The sequence below is a fragment of the Maribacter sp. Hel_I_7 genome, from assembly GCF_000688315.1.
Classification (GTDB): domain Bacteria; phylum Bacteroidota; class Bacteroidia; order Flavobacteriales; family Flavobacteriaceae; genus Maribacter; species Maribacter stanieri.
Genome location: NZ_JHZW01000002.1, coordinates 2,200,395 through 2,218,235, shown reverse-complemented (window position 1 = coordinate 2,218,235; position 17,841 = coordinate 2,200,395). Strand labels below are relative to the sequence as shown.

Annotated in this window: 18 protein-coding genes; 3 read left to right on the top strand and 15 right to left on the bottom strand. The window is 41.2% G+C overall.

Translation table 11 applies throughout. The features are described 5' to 3' along the window. Positions 1-272 precede the first annotated feature (272 nt). The 6 genes from P178_RS21900 to P178_RS0111215 all read right to left on the bottom strand — a co-directional run bounded on the left by P178_RS21900 (position 273) and on the right by P178_RS0111215 (position 4,745). A complete protein-coding gene (locus P178_RS21900) occupies positions 273-1,301 on the bottom strand; it encodes a relaxase/mobilization nuclease domain-containing protein (RefSeq protein WP_051638247.1) in 1,029 nt (342 codons plus the stop codon). Continuing rightward, on the bottom strand, positions 1,298-1,639 hold the full coding sequence (locus tag P178_RS22910) for a plasmid mobilization protein (RefSeq protein ID WP_081819429.1): 342 nt from the start codon (positions 1,637-1,639) through the stop codon (positions 1,298-1,300). The genes P178_RS21900 and P178_RS22910 overlap by 4 nt, the downstream gene beginning before the upstream one ends. A 179-nt stretch (positions 1,640-1,818) precedes the next feature. Continuing rightward, complete coding sequence (locus P178_RS0111230; protein WP_027066315.1) at positions 1,819-2,304, bottom strand: hypothetical protein; 486 nt, start codon at positions 2,302-2,304, stop codon at positions 1,819-1,821. Next, positions 2,301-3,083: a hypothetical protein gene (locus P178_RS0111225; protein ID WP_027066314.1), complete on the bottom strand. Its 783-nt coding sequence runs from the start codon at positions 3,081-3,083 to the stop codon at positions 2,301-2,303. The genes P178_RS0111230 and P178_RS0111225 overlap by 4 nt, the downstream gene beginning before the upstream one ends. A gap of 29 nt (positions 3,084-3,112) precedes the next feature. Further along, positions 3,113-4,150: a nucleotidyl transferase AbiEii/AbiGii toxin family protein gene (locus tag P178_RS0111220; RefSeq protein WP_027066313.1), complete on the bottom strand. Its 1,038-nt coding sequence runs from the start codon at positions 4,148-4,150 to the stop codon at positions 3,113-3,115. After that, complete coding sequence (locus P178_RS0111215; protein WP_027066312.1) at positions 4,143-4,745, bottom strand: DUF6088 family protein; 603 nt, start codon at positions 4,743-4,745, stop codon at positions 4,143-4,145. Before P178_RS0111215 ends, P178_RS0111220 begins: the two co-directional genes overlap by 8 nt. Positions 4,746-5,063: 318 nt before the next feature. Here P178_RS0111215 and P178_RS23245 point away from each other — a divergent pair, with 318 nt between their 5' ends. After that, positions 5,064-5,273, top strand: coding sequence for a hypothetical protein (locus tag P178_RS23245; protein WP_155941623.1), 210 nt, complete (start codon positions 5,064-5,066; stop codon positions 5,271-5,273). Between the two features lie 141 nt (positions 5,274-5,414). Here P178_RS23245 and P178_RS0111205 read toward each other — a convergent pair whose 3' ends face one another. Genes P178_RS0111205 through P178_RS0111180 form a run of 7 tightly spaced genes read right to left on the bottom strand, consistent with a single transcriptional unit; the run spans position 5,415 to position 9,414 of the window. After that, on the bottom strand, positions 5,415-5,747 hold the full coding sequence (locus tag P178_RS0111205) for a hypothetical protein (RefSeq protein WP_027066310.1): 333 nt from the start codon (positions 5,745-5,747) through the stop codon (positions 5,415-5,417). Positions 5,748-5,757: 10 nt separating this feature from the next. Next, positions 5,758-6,120, bottom strand: a complete 363-nt coding sequence (locus tag P178_RS0111200) for a hypothetical protein (protein WP_027066309.1) — start codon at positions 6,118-6,120, stop codon at positions 5,758-5,760. A 30-nt stretch (positions 6,121-6,150) separates the two neighbouring features. Beyond that, a complete protein-coding gene (locus P178_RS0111195) occupies positions 6,151-6,930 on the bottom strand; it encodes a PRTRC system ThiF family protein (RefSeq protein WP_027066308.1) in 780 nt (259 codons plus the stop codon). Then, on the bottom strand, positions 6,920-7,627 hold the full coding sequence (locus P178_RS22680; RefSeq protein ID WP_027066307.1) for a hypothetical protein: 708 nt from the start codon (positions 7,625-7,627) through the stop codon (positions 6,920-6,922). Before P178_RS22680 ends, P178_RS0111195 begins: the two co-directional genes overlap by 11 nt. Positions 7,628-7,630: 3 nt before the next feature. Next, on the bottom strand, positions 7,631-8,671 hold the full coding sequence (locus tag P178_RS0111185) for a hypothetical protein (RefSeq protein ID WP_027066306.1): 1,041 nt from the start codon (positions 8,669-8,671) through the stop codon (positions 7,631-7,633). A gap of 36 nt (positions 8,672-8,707) precedes the next feature. Next, positions 8,708-8,926 (bottom strand): PRTRC system protein C, encoded by a 219-nt coding sequence (locus P178_RS22905; protein WP_081819428.1) that lies wholly within the window; start codon positions 8,924-8,926, stop codon positions 8,708-8,710. Next, positions 8,926-9,414 (bottom strand): PRTRC system protein E, encoded by a 489-nt coding sequence (locus P178_RS0111180; protein WP_081819427.1) that lies wholly within the window; start codon positions 9,412-9,414, stop codon positions 8,926-8,928. Before P178_RS0111180 ends, P178_RS22905 begins: the two co-directional genes overlap by 1 nt. Before the next feature lie 594 nt (positions 9,415-10,008). Between P178_RS0111180 and P178_RS0111175 the strand changes: the two genes are divergently transcribed. After that, positions 10,009-10,950, top strand: a complete 942-nt coding sequence (locus P178_RS0111175; RefSeq protein ID WP_027066304.1) for a hypothetical protein — start codon at positions 10,009-10,011, stop codon at positions 10,948-10,950. 264 nt (positions 10,951-11,214) lie between these two features. Next, positions 11,215-12,099 carry a hypothetical protein gene (locus P178_RS0111170; protein ID WP_027066303.1) on the top strand — a complete coding sequence of 295 codons (885 nt, stop codon included), beginning with the start codon at positions 11,215-11,217 and terminating at the stop codon, positions 12,097-12,099. A gap of 353 nt (positions 12,100-12,452) precedes the next feature. Here P178_RS0111170 and P178_RS0111165 read toward each other — a convergent pair whose 3' ends face one another. Next, positions 12,453-17,459 carry a helicase-related protein gene (locus P178_RS0111165; protein ID WP_027066302.1) on the bottom strand — a complete coding sequence of 1,669 codons (5,007 nt, stop codon included), beginning with the start codon at positions 17,457-17,459 and terminating at the stop codon, positions 12,453-12,455. Between the two features lie 6 nt (positions 17,460-17,465). Further along, complete coding sequence (locus P178_RS0111160; RefSeq protein ID WP_027066301.1) at positions 17,466-17,831, bottom strand: hypothetical protein; 366 nt, start codon at positions 17,829-17,831, stop codon at positions 17,466-17,468. Positions 17,832-17,841 lie beyond the last annotated feature (10 nt).

The following is a 17,841-nucleotide window of genomic DNA, read 5'->3' as shown; positions in this document are numbered from 1 at the left end:
TTAAGAGTTAATTGTGCAACCAGATTTTTAAATTCTTCCTTAAAAGTACAAATAACGACCTCCTATTTATTTAAGTGTAGCTTACCCATAGAAAGGAATAGGTTTCTATAATGTTTTTTTAGTTTTTCTTTTTCAGTCATGGGTTTGGGTTTATGGTCAGGACATGCCTTAGCTATCTTCTGGGATAGAATAGCTTCCAAATCCTCGACGGACAAGCTATCCACCAGGGCATTTAACAATTTATCGCTGACCAAGCCTCCTTCCATAATATGCTATAATCTCCTTTTTTTTCTCTTCTTCCTTCGCTTCCAGCGGTCAAAATCCTCCAACTCCATTTTGAACGGCGTAAAAGGATCGTCATCTAAGTCATTCTTTTGAGTGCCTCCCAAATCGTATTTTGGTTTTTCACTAATTTGGATTGTCCCTCCCGCAGCATCTTTTGTTTCTCCGCCAACGTTCCTTGATGAGCCTGTATCTTGAGCAACAGCTCCTTTATTTCCTTGTTCTGGATGATTATTTTCGAGAATAACTGTACGGTCTCTGATTTGTTCATAATCGATTTGTTTTATGATGTTGTTCCATGAATATTTTCGGCCCAGACTGCTCCCCTTATAAATCACTCCTTCATATTTGAAGGAGATACCGGAGACCCTTCCCGTTGTTTTGCTGATATTGAATTTTGGTCGAATATCCTTTGACCGCAGCTGTTGAAGAAACTCTTCCGTATTGATGGAACTTTTTAGTGCCGCTCCCAATTGCTGTTGGAGTATGCTTTTGATAGGTGCGCTCCCCGTCCGTATCGCCTTTTCGATTTCTTTTTGGGTCAGTGCCGACTTTTGTTTTATTGTCGGGTCCGGAAGTTGCGAAAGACCGTACTTCTTTTCCAGCTTCCTGACCAGTCCTTCGCTTCGCTCGTAATTTTTACTATCGCTAACTAATTCCCCGGACAGTTTTACCCGATTGGCAACGATATGAATATGCTGGTGGCTCTGGTCATGATGTCTGTAAATGATATATTGGTTGTCATCAAATCCCATACCCTTCAAGTAATCCTTCCCCATGGAAACGAATTGATTATCGGTTAGCTCTTCTCCGGGCGGTAGATTCAACGATACGTGATTGACCGCTCTACCAAGACGCGGACGAAGTTGTCGTATCACGTTGAACTCCTCCGTCATTTCGACCGTGCTTCCCAAATCAATATTTGCATCCAGAACGACCGCTTCGTCCGATTCAACCTTTTTTTGGTTATAGGCCAACAGTCCATAGAAATCTTTCCCGATTATTTGTTTGGCTATCATTGTTTTTTGATTTCGGACTTTAATTCATGCAGGACCCTTCTCAACTCCTCTAATTGGTAGAACAGGCTTTTCGGAGCGTGCATTTTTAAATGGGAGTTTCTTGTCAGTTGATTAATGTTGTTCCCGATACGGCTTAGCTCGACGAACAACTTTCTGTTCTCCGGGCTTATTCTGGTCCTTGGAAGCGGTCTACCGGATATCTTCTTTCTAATGTAATCGGGGATTGTAATTCCCAATGATTCTGCATTATGTGCCAGTGCCAAGTACTGGTCAACTGACAATCTGAAACTTGTTATTATCGCCTTTATCGATTCTATGTCTTTTTTTGGCCTTGCCATATGCTATATTTTAGGGGTTCGGGGAGATTCCCCGACAGGCCACGCGAACAAAGTGAGCGGTTTTTGTTTACAAAAACATGGCTTGCTACGTGACCTCCGATTAACTTAGGCCAAACCTAAAACATATCGCAAGTCAACAGGGGCTTTGGCGTACATGGGGTATTGTACGGTAAATGGATTCAGCAGAGTTTTACATCCTCGAACAGGATTTCGAGGGAAGTTTCGGCTTCGGGAACTTCAAAGTATCTATGAGATTCCAATACAAGATATTGCAATGCCGATTTGTAGCGTGCCTTGGCATGGGCATTGTCCTCATAAAAAGTACAGGGGTCTTTGGGATGTACCTCTGTCGGCGTGGTAAAGGATTTTACGTCCCTGTTCATGTACTCGAACCGTTGGGAAGCCCTTCTGTGAATTCCGTCAAGGGTCAGGTCATTGGGATATTTCGGGACATCGTAATAAAGTTCTTCCAAGATTACGATAAAAGCCCTTCTACGGGAAAGTTTCGGCTTTTGTGAAGCGATGCCGATTGCTTTTTGAAGATCTCGTACCAAACGTTCGGCCAATATAACTTGTGATTGGGAATATTCCTTTCCATTGATTTCTGGATGTTCCTCCTTGGCCAAATCTTCCAGATACCTGAGTAGTTTTTCGGATGGAATCATAACTTTGGACCGCCCCTGCGTTTGTTTATGGTTGGAAGATTCTGCAAAGCATTTTTCAAGGTCGAGGCAAGTTTTTCAGACCGTAAGGAAAGGCCCAATAGGTGTTGTTGCGTTATCGAACCCGCCAACAAATAATCTGTTAGAGCAGACTTATCTGGCCACAGCTTGGACTTCACGATAAGATGCAGCAGTAGTTGTTCATGCGCATCGAGATTATAGCGGGAATTTTCCAATTCCTTGCCAAAATTTTTGAGATAAACCTCGGGACGCGGTTTCTTTTCTTTCACGTTTTTCTCCACATTTTCCCATCCGTCCTGTATTGATAAATGCGCGGCCAAATAAGCCATAGAGAATCGACCATATTCCCATTTTCGGTACGAGGTGGTCTGGTCTAACAGTTCCATTTCCACAAAATCCACTAGCAATTCATTGGTCAATGGTTTTTTCAAATCATACTCAATAATCTGGAGTGCTTCCAACTGTAATTTCGCGTGACCATCCAGGTTGTTTATCAGATGTCTTGCAAATGTTTGGGATAGGTCGAACAGCGGTTGTTTACCTTCCAGAATTGCCTTTAACAGCAGTTCCCTTCGCTCTTCGGGGACTTCGTCGTAATGAAGTCCATACGTAAATACAGTCGCGATAAGGGTTTTCAATTGACCGTCGGAAAGCGTAGAGGTATTGTGGGAAGTGGAATTCAATTCATCCATGACCTCCCCGAAAGATTGTCGATCGATAGGCCGACTAAAATCCAGTACTTTATATTGGGTTTCCGACATGGTATAAATTTAATCAATGTAAATTGTTCTTAACTTTTTGGCAAGGGAAATTCCATTCCCATTTTCCAATCCAATGCATTCATCTTTTTTAAGAAAGCTTGAATTCCCTGTACCAACTTTTCATAGGATGGGGAATCCCCATAAATCATCTGCTCCTGCATTGTTCTGTAATCCGACCTCCATGCTTCTTCAAATTTCGATGATGGAACGGGCCGTATGTGTTGAGGCTGGTGGAAATTATAATCGACCCCACCAAGTTTCGTAAAAACAAATCTATGGTTTACGATGGTTTCATATAATCCTTGGTTATGGATGGCATTGGTCGCAAATTCCGTTTTCGATAATTGAAAAATATCGTATAAATGACGGCTTAGCCTGTCTACCCTTATTTTTTCCTTGGGACGTTGGAATTCCTCGTGCAGTAGGAACAGTTTTTCCAAAAAAGTTCTTTCGGGGGTTACGGAGGGAACGGATACTTGAGGTTCGACAAATTCGGCATCAGGATATTGTTCATCCACAAAAGAGCTTATCGGTTTTACATCAAAAGGTTCTCTTAGGGAGCGGCAACCTAGTTCGACCTGCACCCTTGGCTGAATATATCCGGGAGATTTCGTGATATAAGGATAGTAGATTTCAATAATGCGCGGGTCTTGGTCACTTGATTCGGCGGGAACGATGTTGAAACCGACATCCTTGAATCCTTTTTTCTTAAATCGCTCTTGTAGCTCCGGATAAAATTCCCCAGAAATATAGGAGCTTGTGTCTTTCCTCAACTTAGTGAGTTGTTTTTTTGATAGGTCCCCCGAATACCCAAAAAATCCGCGGTCAACGGCCAAGTCAACATCTTCACTAAACCGTTCTATGAGTTTCCATGCCTTGCTTAGCGAGGTCCCGCCCTTAAAGACCAAATGTCCCGCTATCCCCATTTCAAAGATGACCTTCAATGACTGGACGACCCACCAATCCTTTTCAACGGCAAAATCGGGGATTCCCGTTTTGTTTTCCACATTTTTATAAATGGCAAGCCTGTCCGCTACAGGTATGTCGAAAAATCTCATTTTATTCATGCCCCAAGCTCTTTTCCATAATTTTCCGAATCCATGCCGGTGCCAATGCTATATCGTGAAGTAGGTCTTTTTGGTCTTCTTTTTTCAAAAGCGACACGATTTTTGCTTCTTCCTCATCGGTCAATTGTTCTTTTCCGATTTCACGAAGGGCCTGTATTACCAATCGGCTTATCTCTCCCTTGGCCGATAAGTTCTTGGGCGTGGTCTTCTTTAATTTTATACTCCGTTTTCCCAGTTTTATCTCCCGAGGAGCTCCGTCGGTAAGAAATACGAGTTTCATGGGAACTTGTGTGCTAAGCCCCAACGCACTTAGGGCATATACCCCGGTAGGCACCAACCTGATCTTGTCCCTTTTGGCAATGGCCATTGCAATCTCCTCGGCCGTTGGCAACACCTCTCCCACGTATTTACTTACCGTGGGGCGTACATAAATCCCTTGGGCTACCCTTTTTATAAAGCCCTCTTTTTCTATTCTGTGAAGTGCCAAACGTATTGCTTCGGGCGAACCCAGTTCTCTGAAGTCATCAGGAAATACAAGTTCTCCCCTACCCTTTTTAGAGATGGACTTTTTAATTTTGTACTCAACGCTCTCCATGGATACAAATCTATTTTGTAACAAATTTAGTAAATTTTTGTTACAAATAAGTTTAATGCCACCATTATGGAAACAAGGTCGAACGGAATAGCAAAAAAACAGTCTGAACCGATAATATGAAAGGAAATGTGTGGAATCCCCGTAGGGGACTTCCATACGTTTCCGTTCCGTTTCGAGGGGGTTGCGCGAAAGCAAACCGTTCGGCCCCGACATCCCGCAGGGATGTCGGGAGGCCGATAAGGTGCGGCTTTTGCGCAACTTCCGCAGAAACCATGGGGAGGGAGAGAAAGAGATAGGTCAAATAGCCTAGAACACCGAATGTTACGATTAGGAATACGACTTCTACCAACTTTTTGCAACATAGAATCCCCAAACCGATATTTCGATAGCACCGAAGAGCCATATCAGATCCTTAATAAAGGGTATGCCGACCATAATGAAAAGAAAGAGCAACAACGGGATTCTCAAGAAACGTTTGAACCTAAGCAATCCTTTAATAATAATGGCCATGAAAATGATAAAACCTAGAAAGGGTAATTTTTGATATAGAATTTCAAGTGATAGCATAATCTTTTAATTTTAAGTCGAATCTGTTTTTATATTCAAGGCTGACAAAATCCTTACTTTATCCCTGATTTTATTTGTTTAAGTAGTTTGAACTTTAGGAATTCATTTATGAACCATTGATTTTGATTTTCCAAGATTACCTAAAGCCCTAAGGGCTACAATCTTTAGTTTGCACGGAAAAAAAGTCTTTTTTGAAATCCCTGTTCGTATAAAGCCTATAAAATCCTGATCCGCATACTCTATTACCTTTACACCATAGAATTCATGGTCTGTACCGAAATCCAATGGTTTTCCTTTCAATTGTATTAAGCGGTAGAGGGCTTCGAGTTTTTTCCCTTGTAATCGGTTTCTATCGTTACGGTAGACGAAATCATGGATTACCCAATAGTGTTCTTTTTTAAGAAAAACCTTCTCATGTGTTTCAAAAATTTTCATAATCGGTAACCTATACTATTCTTGTTGCTTTTAGAATTACATTTTTACACATTTCAGCCTGATCCCTTGCCGCCCCCTGATAGGATTCGGGCAATTCCGAAATACAATTAAAAAGGGTGTTTTTGGATTTTTCCAACGCTTCCAAAAGATTTTTGGATTCGACCATTAAAAGGGCATTGGCATTGATTTGTCCTACTGTCAAAGAATAGGGGCATTCGGCTCTGTCCAACGGAAGTTTTGCGATAGTGTTGATATGGTTTTCTGATAATCTGTAATCCGTTATGATTTCTAAATACCTGTGTTCTGAACCGTTGGTAAAAATCGTAGCATTTTCCCTAATAGTCCAATTTCCTTTTGTTCCTTTAAATTCCATTTTTGTTGTTATTTTTTTTTCTAAAAAAAGTCAGACCCCGATCGAGTTTACCTTGCCCGATTCCAAATTCACGAACGCCCCGTGCTTCTGTATCTGCTTATGATACAACAACCGAAACAGACAGTCGGACGCATGTGCGACCAATACATCGTTGATAAACAGGGATTGCTCGTTCAGCTTATCGGAGTAGGCGCATCCCTCCCCTTGTAAGTTTGGGGTATCGTGCGCATCCAAATCGGGGAAGAAATCGATGATGTTTTTCAATTTATCCACCATTTCAAAATCTTCACGCTCCATTTTCCGTTCTTCATCGAAAAGCGTTCCCAAAACGAACTGCCCCGTGTTTCTGCTGTTGCCCATATCCAACCAATAGAACATGGTTTCGTAATCTGCACCTTTATGGGGGTACTGAAATGATTTTGCCAATCGCAAACGAAAGTTGGCGTTGTCAACACAAGTAATGACGATGTTTGCCCGAATATCCTTGCCACTTGACAATGCATCCATCGGAATACCCTGCCATTGCAGTCCAAAAGCCATGTTGACCTTATTGACCGCTTGGAAGACTTTATATTCCCCTACGTCAGATAGGGTGTACAACTGTCGCCCCACATTATTGGCTTCCACTCTATCGGAATCATAGGCGATTACATGAACCCCTGGGTGTCCTGTTTGCCGAAGGGCATAATCTATCCGTGCCAATCTTGCGAGCATCAACGAACCTGTACCCCCTACTCCGATCAACGCTATCGTAATAGGATGTGTTGGGTTGTAAAAATAGTTGGGTGCAAAATGGATTCTAGTTTTCATAGAGTTCGTTTAAAGTCATTTTGTTCACTATCAATAATCCATCATCGAATGACGGTTTCTCGAAATTCTGTTTCATGACGTTTACAATATTGCCATCGACCAAACTAGTATGGTGCGTTTCGGTAAAAACCGAGCGGAAAAACTGTTGTTCGACAAATCCCATAACATCCTCATAGTAATCAAAGCCGTCATAATCCATCGAAGCATTGCCCATACAAACGTTGCCTTGTTTACCTGTATTCAGCATCGGGGCATGATATAAGGCGGTATTGTCCGTTAGAGTGTCCTTTCGTTTTATGGCGAATACCTTTAATGAGTTTCCCTCTAGTTTAAAGACCAGTTTGGGCAAGGGGTATTTGCCTGACGGGATACCCGTTTTGGTCTCAAAATAGAGCATCCGTTGTTTGGGATGGGCGTACCATATCAATTGAAAATTGCCCTTGAAATCGAAGTGTATCAGATTTTTCGGAAGTATTCCCTTAAACCGGAACTTTATCAATTCCCCTTCCAAACAGGTAAAGATGTTTCGGGCGGTGTCCTTTGTCAAGGGCATTCCTGCGGTCAACTTTGTTCCTGCTACTTCGTGATACGAAAAATAGTGGTCGTTGCGGTAATAGTTATCTTCCTTGGCATGCCCGATAATGGCAAACTTAGGTAGATAGTGGTCGGTTGCCTGTAATATTGCTACTCGTTCCATGTGTTAGAGTTCGTTTAAAAGTTCGTTCAGATCGCTGATAAATTCTTCCAATCGGTTCAATCTATAAGGAATCCCTTCATCAAAAGGTTCGATATTGCCATCTTCGGCAATGGTATGTTGATAGGTGGATATGATATCGTAGTCGTTGGAGCAATCGTTCAGCATTTGGATATACCCATTGGCAAATGCACTATCGGTACGATCGACGACTAAAAACGATTCCCAATGCTCGAACATACAATCATACTCGTCCCTGACACTCAACTGAAAAGGCACTTGAAAATCAATTTTTTCCGCCTTTAACAATAGTTCTTTGATTTGCTTGTAAATGGGTTTTCGGGGGCGGTAGCTATCTAATAAGGCTTTCCAATCCCTGATTTCATAGTCTTCCAAAAAAGTCTTGTACCTCGCATAGAATGTTGTGGAATGGTTCTTCATGATTTTTTTGTTGTCTATGTAATTCTCAACTTCCTCGAAAAGAAATTCCCATAACCAATCGATTCTCGATTCATATTTTGGGAACAGACCCCCATAGGGTAGGCTCTTGATAAAGGATAGCAGGATGTGATAAAGTTTGCAATTTCGATGTCTCAGTTCGATTACAGGAAGGATCGGAATCAGATACACCGTGCTGCGGTTGGCGATGAACCGTTTCAGTATCAGTCGTAAATGTGCATCGTCCTGTAACACTTCGATATGATCGATATTGCCCTTCACAACAAGCCTATTCATACAACGAAGTATCAAATCGTCCAGACTATCGGAGACCGAGAATTGCCACTCGTCAATATTGCCCGCAAAATTTCGGGTTACGTTTATCATTAATCGGGCAAGTGCCTTCGTGTCAACGTCATATTCTTCACTCACTAAAGGTTCCGCAAGAACTGGCGCAACGCTTATGTCAGAAAGGGAAAAACTTTCGGTTGCAGTACTTTGGGTCTTTGCGTTCCCCTTTGGTAGTGTTTCTGTTGTACCGCCCGAAACAATCGGTCGTGGAAGGGTGCGAGTTCTTTGGATGGGTTCGATCTGTATTTCGGTGTACATTGTTCTTGTCTCAAAAATTCGTCTACGTTCATGGAATCATCCTTTCGTTCCCGCCAAGGTCTTGAAGTGGATTTCATGGTAGCCGTTTACGATACCCTTGTCCGTGATATTGGCGTTGGTCAGTTCGGGATACAACTGTGAATAGTGTTCCATGACCTGCTCGTGGCTCAATTCGTAATCAATGTCGTCCAACTCAATGGAGTTATTGTTCCCGTCTTGATAAACATACTTTCGTGTGATAGTCGCTACTTCCATTATCTGAACAGATTTGGGGATTCATACACTTCCATGTCCTTGACGACCTTCTGCGCTTCTTTGTGGTTCGGATCTATCTTCAAAATTGCTTTGGCAAGATCGGTCGCCTTTTTGTGGTCTTCCATCGGGTTAAAATCCTTCTCCTTTAAAAGTTGTTTTAACTCGGTCGCCTTCTTGGAAACGGATTCCTTTTTCTTTTTGGCCTGTTGGGTCTTCTGTTCGGTTTCTTTCAATGCTTGCTCAAAGGCAACGGTGTTCCTGAATAGGGCATTGGTCTGTTCCAAAGGTTTTTGAAGTATTTGAAAGAATTTCTCGTCCACTTCTTCAATCGTTCCTCTAAGGGTAAGTGGTTTTAGGGTTTGGAGTGCCTTATCCTTGGCGTTGGATTTTGGAAGCACGGATACGCTGACCGTCTCATCATCGAACAGAATGCTGATGCCGTACTGTTCGATACCCATCTGTTTTAAGGTCGAAAAAAAATTGCTCATCTTGAAGTAGTATTTGATTGTTATACAGTCATTTAACTACTTTCAAGATACGCCCAAACCTTCGGCAATACCCGAAAAACCGGACAAAATTCCACCCTTGACTTCTTTCTCCCTATCCACAAAAAAGCGCCCCGAAGGGGCGTTGGAACAGGTGTTCGTATGTTGGGATTGGGCGGATTGACACAATTGTCTATACGGAGTTCGATTAATTTTATAGCCGATTGTAAAAAATGATTGGAAATAACATTTCAATGATGAAAAATGAATGTGGGGATTGGTTTTTTGAGTAAAATTTTTGAACCTTAAAATGTCCCCTAAAAGGTCAATTAACGAAACTATTAAAAAGGACCAAGTTTGGGACACCCTTAAAATAACAGAACGGCTTTATCCAAAGTGTCCCGACAATTGGCCTTTTTATGAGACAGTTATTTTTCCGACACCAATTCTTTGAAAGTTAAGTTGAATCATCATAGCTGCATAAAACATGTATATGTTTTATCCGCTATATTTGGTGCATAATGAACATATATTTATTATGCCTACGTTGGGGCACATACTGAAAATTTTTAGCATTTGGATAAAATATCTGAAAATATGAAAACTTTGGCAGACACTTTGGGCACAGTAAACCTTCAAAATAAAGTTGGCGTGTCTCCTATGTTAAACGATTCTGTATTGAAAATGTTGAAATCAACTAAATGGCAAAGCCAAATGGCTGGATTTGCAATACAGAAAGAACTGCTGAAAAATATTAATGGACTTGACACAAGGATTGGTTCAATTTTAAAGCAAAGTGACATTGCAAGATTGGCAGCCTTTAAATCGAATACAATATTTCCAAAAACGGTGTTGGATTCATTAGCAAAAATAGAGACTCAACATAAATCTTTATTTGCCAGTTTTGATAATCTAGCTATGAATTTACCTTCTGCTAGCCAAATAGCAAATTTACAATATGCGTTTACTGGAGTGTCTAGCGAATTAGCAAAGTTAGCCGCATCACAACAAAAATGGAATCTCTTTTCGGACTTTGAAGAGATTACAGCTAAAGCAGTTTCAATTAATGAACAAATAGTTAATGACGAAGGGATTACAAAAGAAAACCTTAAGGAACTAGAAGATTTTTTAGGTAAAATAGAAATTAAAGTTGACCAAATTGATAAAGAAGAAAGCTCCGTAATTTGGAAAATAATTGCAATACTAAGTTTTCTTTTAGCTATATCAGGCGAAATAAGGAATTGGACTCCAAAGCCTGACTTTGCTACCAAAGAGGAGATTAACGAGGTTATAAAAACACAATTTTCAACGTTCGAGAAAAAAATCAAGGAACAAAAGGAGTTTAGAACGACCAAAGTTGAGTGTAAAGTAATGCTAAAACCCAAGAAGAAAACTTTGACTCTTGACACTTTGCCACCAGATTTTGAACTGATTGTATTGAATATTAATCACAAATGGGCATTGGTCAGCTATCTAGATTTACAAGACCAATCACCGCGTACAGGTTGGATTATGAAAAAATATCTTACCAAAAAATAGTGGACGGAAAAGTACGATGCCCCAACAATGCTATAGCAAATAGGGCATAAAGTGCTATATTTAATGGCTTGGGCTTGTTTACTAAGTCCGCCAAATCTTCCTTTGGCAATTAAAAAAGAAAAAATAATCACAAAACAAAAAGCTTTGGCTACGAGCGTAGACGTAAACGAAAAGTTTCCTTTCTACCCTACTTGCTGTAGCCGAGACCGTTAGCAGCAAGTTAAACTGACATTGCGTTCATAAACACATAAGTATAGAATTCGAATGTTAACATACGTTGAGCTTATAGAATTAAGAGACAAACTCATAAATAATGAGATTGGGATAGAACTTGCAAAAGAGCAATGTTGGAAAGACTTCAAAGAAGGACAACGTTCTTGGCATACAAAAGACTGGAAAGAAAGAAGGCTGAAATTCATTAAAGAAAAATGCCAAATATGCAGTAGTACAGAAACTTTAACGTTACAGCATCTGTCTCATCCAAAGAAATACAACGAATATTTAAGAAAGATAACAAGAACCTACACAAATCACTACATAGATAGCAATTCCGAAATTGATAAATCCAAATATAGAAATCACGTATTAAATAATTATGAATATGTGCCGATTCCATTGTGTTCAAATTGTATGAGTAAAAACCCGAGCGAAAGGGTAAGAAAAATTCCAAAATATCGATGTGCGGATTGTAAGCACGAATTTGAAGAAGCGATTTATAGGTCGGCAATCGAACTGATTTCTATTTTTTTCGAAGATGAGGACGCATATGAAGTGCGAGATAAGTGCTTTGTTTCAAATGATAAATGGAGAAATAAACATAACCTATCAAATATTAAGTATTGGTTTCAAAGAAATATAGCAAAGAATAAAGACGCTGAATCTATTGAAAAAAAAGCGTTTATACTTTATCTAAACGACAACATCAAATACCTTTCCTTTGAAGATACAATAACAGCTTGTAAAAAATGTGCCTCTAACTATGACTTGTACAAAATGGAATTATGCCCAAAATGTAAGGAGTACTACAAGGGAATTCAATATCCAACTTGTATTCAATGTTTGCCAAAAGAAAAACGAAAAGCAGTAGAGGAACAAATTGAGTTCGGTAAACAATGGCGAGAAATGGAAAAAAGACTTGGAATTGACTAATAAATTAAAATTAATAAAACCAGTTGCTAATAACTAAGAACTATAAGTAATTGCTTGTTCTCGCCTACTTCTGAAAATCCGCGAGGATTTTCAGCTTGGTGTGTACTTGCAAAGTTTATTGCTAACCCACGCAACTACTCGAGCCGAGGCCGTTAAAATCTTATTTTTATCAAAAGTGTTGTAAAGGGAACCTTTTTCGAGACAGTATTCTCTTTTCTGCCAGCAAAAACTATTCAAGTTTATTTGAACTTCTTAATTTCTGGAAGGTTGGGAAATGCAAAAGCTTAAATGAAACAAAATGATATTCTCGTAGAATATTCCTGTTGGGTATATACCTTGGACTGGCCTAGATTTTAACCTGCGCGTTTTCGCTTGAGCGTTTTAATTTCCTCTTTTAAAACCTGCATTTTCGCAATCTTGTCATCAGGAAAACCGATGGCCGTTTTTTTGCGATGGGTTTCCAAAGTACGTAGATTATAGTTCAGATCAAATTTTTTCGATTTGATCTCACGCGCCACTTTTTGACATAACTTGATAAGTTGCATGGCCACTTTTTCAGGGTCGAAGCGCTGCTGCTTTCTACCCGAAATATGTATGTTTTTAAACTCCAACCTAAAAGAGTAAAGATAATGCTCGTTTGAAGGTACATAGTCTGCCTGAAAAGCGAGATTCGCATTTAACGATGGAAAATGGGCGACCCTTTTGTGTTTTTGAATGTTCAGGTTTAGCTTTGACCGTTCTACGATCGTAAAACCTAGATGCCTAAGAAACTCCTTGGGTTCCTTGGTCACGAGTTCTTTGGTGACAAGAACGGAACTTGAAATTAGATCGTTCAGTCCTTCCTTCAATTGAAACGAATCCTCGAATGCATTTTCATCATCCGGTAAGTTGAAGCCTTTTATTACTTTTTGTGCGCCTTCAAGCTCGACCAATTGTGCGATGATATGTTTGTTCTCAGTTTCGATCCGTTCAACGGCCTTATAGGAATTGGCCTTATTGAGTTCGTGCAATCGTTTCTGCGACTGTAAAAACTTAAGATCGTCGGAAAGCTTTACCAATTGAAACTGGTCCATATCGCCAATTAGGGCGGCCTGCATCTGTTCATAGGAAAGGCTTTTGTCATCGGGAACAAGGTCATCGTAAACACGTTTGTTCGGGTCGGCTTCCCTTATCTGTTCCCGAAATTTTTCTTTATGGGTATTGAGCGAATAGGAAAAGATATCGGTGGAATCCTTTATGCCATAGAAGCGTTCTACGACCGTATTGCCATAAACTTGTGCTACCTCATTGCCCTTTCGTAGACCGCGTCCGGCCCGTTGGTCAAAAGCATCGGGGGAATAGGGAATATCCATATGAAATATGCCCACCACCCTTTTTTGAATGTTGGTGCCCGTGCCTAATACTTGGGTACTGCCCAGAGCTACCCGTATTTCCCCGCTCCGGATTTCCTCCTGCATTTTATCGGTTCTATTCCTTGCTTTTTCCTCTTGTGCCAAAGCAATTTCATTTGCAGGGATGCCGTATTCTTCAAGAAGTATCTCACGCACCGTATCGTAGGAATTGTACTGGCCCGGTTTCCAAACGTTCAAGTCGGAGAATACTAGGCAAACCCCTTTGTGTTCCGATGTTTTTTTGTAAAGTTCAGCTACATCGCGACACAGCCGGTGCAGTTTGAACTGGTCAAGTTCCGTAAATTTTACGGCCATATTATCCTTGGCAAGAGGATCGATCAAAAGCGACCTATTGATGTTCAATGCGGTAATATGTGCGGATTTCATTTGTTCATCATCATATATAGGCAACTTGAAAAGCGCTTTTTGGTTCCGGTTCTTGGTAAATTCCAGGGATGCTTGCTTAAGTTCTTCGTATGCCGGAGTGGACTCTAAAATCACAAACTCCCTATCGGCTTCCAGATTATGTGTCTTGAAATGTTTGTCCCGGCAGATGTGCGTAAAGGAATTGTACATCTTGCTCAGCTCGGGGAGGTTGGTATAGTACCGAAAACGGGCGTGCATTCTCGGGTCTCCGAAGATATTGGGTTCAATACTTACACTTTGCTTCAAAAATATAGAGGCCCAGGCATCGAAATTAAAAATGTTCTTGCGTTTCAATGCCGATGGCGTCAGGTAGCGTTGATAGGCGTACAGTTCCGTTACGGAGTTTTTCAAAGGCGTACCACTATAAAAAAAGACATTATTGTCCGTTCCCATCCGCGCATGAACGGATTTGATACTGATTTCAAGGTCGAGGTTCCGTTGGCTGTCCGAATGACTGTTAAGACCTGAAACGTTCTGATGCCGGGTCGTGAAACCGATATTTTTGAAATAATGTGCCTCGTCTATCATCAGGGCTTCGATACGCAAATCGGTCAAGGTAATCTCGGTTTCCGTCGAACGCTCTTTCAACTTTTTTAGTGTGGCCTGTAGCTTGTCCTCCAAGTGTTCCTTTCGTTTGATCATCCCTTTGATCAATTTCTTGGATTCCTTACCATTTCCATATTGCTTTGCGGTTTCCAAATCCTGCTCTATCATCTCGATTTTTTCTTCCAAGGTTTCCAATACAAAACTCCGCTCTTTCGGTATTTGCTTTAGATGTCCATGTTCGGCGATTATCAGGTCAATGGATTTATTGTCTTTTATAGTGCGTAAGGTTTTGGGCCGCTTGCTTTTGGCCATATTCTTGGAACTTAACCGAAGGATGTTCAGTTCGGGAAAGTTGGCCCTGATTTCTTCCTCGATTTGCGGGGCTACACTTTTTAGGGTAAGTAGCATAGTGCGCTCGCTTTTCTCGTGTTGTTTCAATTTATAGCCCAACATAGCCATAGAAAGGGTCTTGCCCTTGCCGACCTGATGGTCGTTCAGGGCGCTTCCTTTTGTAAGACCGAAGAGAGTGGAGTCGATTTGATGCTGATAGGGCGGGTACACCAAGGTTTCAGGAAACGTGAGCCAACCTTTGGGTACGGTAATGTTGATGTCGGCCAAAAAAGCTTGGTAGTAGTTATCCTCAATGGTAGCTTTCAGTTCTTGGCGCCCTTCTATAAAGGATTTGAAATGGAGCTGTAGTTCCTCGTACAGGTTTTGTGCCATCAAGGTAGCGTCCTTATCCAATTTTCTAACGGTCTTCCCTGAGCTGTCCCTGTAAGAAGTGAAAATAACGGGATATCTGTTTTCCGCGAAATGCTGTAATATTCTTTTGTAACCCGCCTTGACCTCATGGTGCAGTACTACGCTAAAACGTTCATGGGCCTCCAGATTATAATCCCTTGGAAATAGTAGCGTCAAGGTTGAATTGAACTGACCTACGTTAATTCGCACTTTTTCGTTAATGAGTTCCTCTAAAAAGGATTCCTTCGCGGTAATTGGGATAAAATGGCTTTCAAAATTGAACTCGATGTCGTTCAGGTCCAGTTTAACCGGCAACAGATTCGATAAGGCCCGTTCCACTTTTTCCGATTCGATTTCATATGGTAGGGGGTTGCCCTTAAAGAATTCGATTTTATCTTGGATGTAGCCGCTGGAAAATAGAAAATAGGGAACTGTTCTATATCCGGTTTCGGATTGCGGATCGGGCTCCAGAAAAAAAGAACGTGTTTCGAGTGCGGTAAGCAACAGGTCCTTTTCATTGGTCTTGAACGCTTCCGCTATTTTTGATAAATCGATTATTCCTTTTTGGTCGAACTGGTAGCGCGCCATTTCTTCAGGATTCTCAAACCGCTTTTCTTCTGGCGTTATATGTAGTTGCTCGCCGGTTTCCGGTATTTGTTCCTCTACCCGTTCTACGGGTTTCGATCGTAAAAATCGTTGCAGGGTAAACTCGGGGTTCTTACCATAGCTTTGTCCCTCCAATTTTTTTTCGAACTGTTGCCGGATATGCTCAAAGTAATGGTCATCTTTCAGAAATATCAGATGCCCCTTCAGGGGGCCCCATTTGAAATGGAAAGTGTCCAACTGGTAATCGATATCCTGAAAGCGTTGGGTAATATCCTGTTCAGAAAGTCTGCCCTTATCTATATTGAGGTTCAAAAGCACTAGGTCGTTCCGCATTCTGGCGTAATCCTGTATCAGCTCGGTAATTTTGTTTGGTACTTTTCTAACGCTATGAGGGTCCGTGTAAAAGAAGACCGTTCCCTTCTCGTCAAAATTGTAGCTGCCAAAGAACAAGCGGGTAAACTGTTTGGCATCGTTGTCCTGCAATTTTATCGGCACGGGACCAACTTCCAATTCAGGAACTGTGGCTACTATGGGTTCCTCTTTATCGATCGCTGATGCTTGGGTAACGGTTTCCTGAACTTTTTGGGTCGTTCGAGGTGGGGCGATTTGTACAAAATCGAAATTATTGGACTGCCGTTCCAAAAACTCCGACAAGGATGTTTCATCAGGTTCGATCACCATACTCGGTCGGTTATGGAAAAAACCAAGTTTCGGACTGCCGTTGACCTGTTCGATATGCTCCTTAAAGAATTGATTGGTCATAAAACTTTGGCCTTCTATTTCAATGGTATCGGTTTCGACAAATTGCATTTCAATTTTGGAAAGGACGTTTTTGTTCGTTGTCTTTCGATAGACCAATAAATCCGATATGACCTTTGTCCCTTCTTCGGAGAACAGATCCGTGTTGAAACGATTGGCCAGGAGTAAATCGTTTTCCATTAAGATTCTTTGTCTAAAATCATCATAGGCACTTCGTTCGGAGAAGGCCGAAGAGGTAATCAAGGCCGTTATACCGCCTTGTCGAACCATTTTAGGTGCGTATACATTGAAATAATTACCAACGTTCTTAAGCGTAGGTTCGGTAAGATAATCGTGCTGGTAGGCCTTGGTAATCGGGATATCCCCAAAAGGGATATTGGTCATGACCAAATCAAATTTCCCCTGTTTTGCATGATTCAAATAGAATTCCTCGAAAGGGATGTTGAGCATCGTTACATTCGGACTTTTGATATTATTGGCCTTCAGTATTTCAAAGGATAGGATATCCGGTTCCAAAGCGGTTATTCGGGCATTGGGGAAGGCTTTTTTTAGCTGCTGAACGTAGCCCCCGTTTCCAGCCGAAGGTTCCAAAATGGTCTTTGGTTCAAAACCATTTTTTTTCAGCAGATTGATTTTATACTCGATTAGCTCTTTTGGCGTATAATAACTGGTCAGATGGTATCGTTTCAGGGAATCGAGAATTTCTTTCGAGGTTTCCGGAAATGCTTCTTTGATAGTTTCTAACAAATCATGTCCTACTTTTTCCTTTCCATTTGGAGGATAGAACAACAGCTGCCCCAATTTTGCCAAGCCACCGTTATTGATATAAAAATCGCCGGGATTGGCAGCTTTTATCGTATCAAGAATGCGCCTCAAAATATCATTTTGCATCGCGAATTATTGAAGGGTTTTTACAATGGCTGCCAGTCCTACGGGCCTTTTTTCATTGAGCGCACTATAGATTTTCAACAGTTCGTTGTTGGCGTGTTCAAGGGCGATCGGCCCGGTATGCCCATCGTCGAGAAACTGTTCCTGTAATCGGGCATGAAGGATATGGGCATTAATGGCGAAATCCAGTCGGTATTCGGCAGCGTCAAGATGTGCAATCAGATTGGGGTATTCCTCCAAGGCATGATAGCAAAAATGAAGGTCGGCGGCACACTCGTCCTTGGCGAGCTGTCGTTCCCAAATCTTGATAGTTTCAAAATGTTCCGCTCGGAAAGCGATAACGCTATGGGTAAGTAAAAGTTCTTCTTGTGTCATTGTATTGATT

Coding starts and splice junctions, on each gene's coding strand:
- P178_RS0111180 (WP_081819427.1), bottom strand. CDS start 9,414: ATGAGCAATTTTTTTTCGACCTTAAAACAGATGGGTATCGAACAGTAC.
- P178_RS0111170 (WP_027066303.1), top strand. CDS start 11,215: ATGTTAACATACGTTGAGCTTATAGAATTAAGAGACAAACTCATAAAT.
- P178_RS0111160 (WP_027066301.1), bottom strand. CDS start 17,831: ATGACACAAGAAGAACTTTTACTTACCCATAGCGTTATCGCTTTCCGA.
- P178_RS0111215 (WP_027066312.1), bottom strand. CDS start 4,745: ATGGAGAGCGTTGAGTACAAAATTAAAAAGTCCATCTCTAAAAAGGGT.
- P178_RS0111175 (WP_027066304.1), top strand. CDS start 10,009: ATGAAAACTTTGGCAGACACTTTGGGCACAGTAAACCTTCAAAATAAA.
- P178_RS0111225 (WP_027066314.1), bottom strand. CDS start 3,083: ATGTCGGAAACCCAATATAAAGTACTGGATTTTAGTCGGCCTATCGAT.
- P178_RS0111165 (WP_027066302.1), bottom strand. CDS start 17,459: ATGCAAAATGATATTTTGAGGCGCATTCTTGATACGATAAAAGCTGCC.
- P178_RS22680 (WP_027066307.1), bottom strand. CDS start 7,627: ATGGAACGAGTAGCAATATTACAGGCAACCGACCACTATCTACCTAAG.
- P178_RS0111195 (WP_027066308.1), bottom strand. CDS start 6,930: ATGAAAACTAGAATCCATTTTGCACCCAACTATTTTTACAACCCAACA.
- P178_RS0111230 (WP_027066315.1), bottom strand. CDS start 2,304: ATGATTCCATCCGAAAAACTACTCAGGTATCTGGAAGATTTGGCCAAG.
- P178_RS0111205 (WP_027066310.1), bottom strand. CDS start 5,747: ATGAAAATTTTTGAAACACATGAGAAGGTTTTTCTTAAAAAAGAACAC.
- P178_RS22905 (WP_081819428.1), bottom strand. CDS start 8,926: ATGGAAGTAGCGACTATCACACGAAAGTATGTTTATCAAGACGGGAAC.
- P178_RS0111200 (WP_027066309.1), bottom strand. CDS start 6,120: ATGGAATTTAAAGGAACAAAAGGAAATTGGACTATTAGGGAAAATGCT.
- P178_RS21900 (WP_051638247.1), bottom strand. CDS start 1,301: ATGATAGCCAAACAAATAATCGGGAAAGATTTCTATGGACTGTTGGCC.
- P178_RS23245 (WP_155941623.1), top strand. CDS start 5,064: ATGTTACGATTAGGAATACGACTTCTACCAACTTTTTGCAACATAGAA.
- P178_RS0111220 (WP_027066313.1), bottom strand. CDS start 4,150: ATGAATAAAATGAGATTTTTCGACATACCTGTAGCGGACAGGCTTGCC.
- P178_RS22910 (WP_081819429.1), bottom strand. CDS start 1,639: ATGGCAAGGCCAAAAAAAGACATAGAATCGATAAAGGCGATAATAACA.
- P178_RS0111185 (WP_027066306.1), bottom strand. CDS start 8,671: ATGTACACCGAAATACAGATCGAACCCATCCAAAGAACTCGCACCCTT.